Origin of the sequence: Halopseudomonas sp. (assembly GCF_041579695.1) — a bacterium.
Taxonomy (GTDB): Bacteria; Pseudomonadota; Gammaproteobacteria; order Pseudomonadales; family Pseudomonadaceae; genus Halopseudomonas.
In genome coordinates this window covers 1-1,892 of the sequence record NZ_JBFGFI010000195.1, presented here as the reverse complement: position 1 = coordinate 1,892, position 1,892 = coordinate 1, and the positions used below count along the sequence as shown (strand labels likewise).

Below are 1,892 nucleotides of genomic sequence, written 5' to 3'. Positions count from 1 at the left end.
CGCCTGCCCGGCGATCTCCTCCACCCGGCGCAGCGCCTCGGGGGAGCTGTTACTGAAGTTATCCAGCACCACCACCTGATAACCCGCCTCGAGCAGTTTGATACAAGTGTGCGTGCCGATGTAACCGGCTCCGCCGGTGACAAGAATGGTTGTATGCACAATGGACCTTTTGTGTTCGTGTTTGGGTGAGAGTATACCCGCTCTGACTGATGCTCAAACCCGCTTATTCAAGGTCAAAATGGATTCCCGCGTTCGCGGGAATGACGGGGTGAAGAGAGCGGTAATGAAGAGGTGGGGCGGGAATGACTCCCTCCCCGTCATCCTCGCGCACGCGGGGATCCATTTTGCCCCGGTACCCGTCACCCTCGCGAACGCGGAGATCCATTTGACCTGGTACCCGTCATCCTCGCAAACGCGGGGATCCATTTTGCCCCGGTACCCGTCATCCTCGCCAACGCGGGGATCCATTTTGACTTTGGGGTCAGATCCCCCCAATCACCTCAACCAGCTTGGCAGTCTCCCGCTCCATCAACACCTCATCCCCACGGCTCTCCACATTTAACCGGATCACCGGCTCGGTATTCGATGCCCGCAGGTTAAAACGCCAATCGGCAAAACAGATGCTCACCCCATCGGTATGATCCACCTCCAGCGCACCCGGCGCATAACGCTCTTCAATCGCCTTCAACACCGCAGGCGCATCACTCACCGTCAGGTTGATCTCACCGGACGACGGAAAGCGCGCGATACGCTCATCCACCAGCTCCGACATCGGCTTGCCCTTCACACACAACAGTTCCGCCACCAGCAACCACGGAATCATTCCGCTGTCGCAATAGGCGAAATTACGGAAGTAATGATGCGCGCTCATCTCGCCGCCGTATGCAGCGTCTTCTTCACGCATGCGCTGCTTGATGAATGCATGCCCGGCCTTGGTCTGCACCGCTACCCCGCCGTTATCCTCCACCTGCTCCACGGTGTTCCACACCAGCCGCGGGTCGTGCACGATCTTGGCGCCGGGTTCCTTCTGCAGGAACGCCTCGGCCAGCAGGCCTACGATGTAATAGCCCTCGATAAACCGCCCCTGCTCATCGAACAGAAAGCACCGGTCAAAGTCGCCATCCCAGGCAATACCCATATCCGCGCCATGCTCCAGCACGGCATCACTGGTCATGCTGCGGTTCTCGATCAGGATCGGGTTGGGGATGCCATTGGGGAAGGTGCCATCGGGCTCGTGGCAGATCTTGATCAGCTGTACGGGCATCTTCAGCTTTTCAAACGCCGCCTCCAGCGCATCAATCGCCGGGCCAGCCGCGCCGTTACCGGCATTTACCAGCAGCTTGAGCGGCGTGAAATTGGCTGGCTCGATATAGCCCATCAGATGTTCTATGTACTCTGCGCGGGTGTCGACGCTCTTGTAGGCGCCGCGCTGATCATCGGGCACCGAGGGGTCACGGCCGTCGACCAGGTTGAAGGTCGTGGACTCAGCCAGGGTACGGATTTCCTTCAGGCCGGTATCGGCAGAGATCGGCCGCGAGCCTTCGCGTACCAGTTTCAAACCGTTGTAGTCGATCGGGTTATGGGACGCGGTGACTTCAATGCCGCCATCCACGCCCAGGTGAAAGGTAGCGAAATACACCTCCTCGGTGCCAGCCAGCCCCAGATCCAGCACATCAACGCCTTCATCGCGCAGACCATTGGCCAGAGCCGCTTTCAGTTCCTCGGAACTGGCGCGCACGTCGCCACCCAAAACGATCTGCCTGGGCTTGAGCCACTGGGCAAAAGCCCGGGCGATGCGGTAGGCGACGTTTACATCCAGCTGAGTGCCAAGCTGGCCGCGGATGTCATAGGCTTTGAAACAGGTGATCTCAGACATAAAATTCCATGTGTGT

At 59.0% G+C, this 1,892-nt stretch carries 2 protein-coding genes; both read right to left on the bottom strand.

Annotation, left to right across the window (positions count from 1 at the left end; genetic code table 11):
• Nucleotides 1–159 (bottom strand): NAD-dependent epimerase/dehydratase family protein (locus tag ABYA88_RS16330; protein ID WP_373188437.1); only part of this gene is annotated, 159 nt, incomplete at its 3' end.
• A gap of 322 nt (nt 160–481) precedes the next feature.
• Nucleotides 482–1,876: a phosphomannomutase CpsG gene (locus ABYA88_RS16325; RefSeq protein ID WP_373188436.1), complete on the bottom strand. Its 1,395-nt coding sequence runs from the start codon at nt 1,874–1,876 to the stop codon at nt 482–484.
• Between the last annotated feature and the right edge of the window lie 16 nt (nt 1,877–1,892).

Coding starts and splice junctions, on each gene's coding strand:
- ABYA88_RS16325 (WP_373188436.1), bottom strand. CDS start 1,876: ATGTCTGAGATCACCTGTTTCAAAGCCTATGACATCCGCGGCCAGCTT.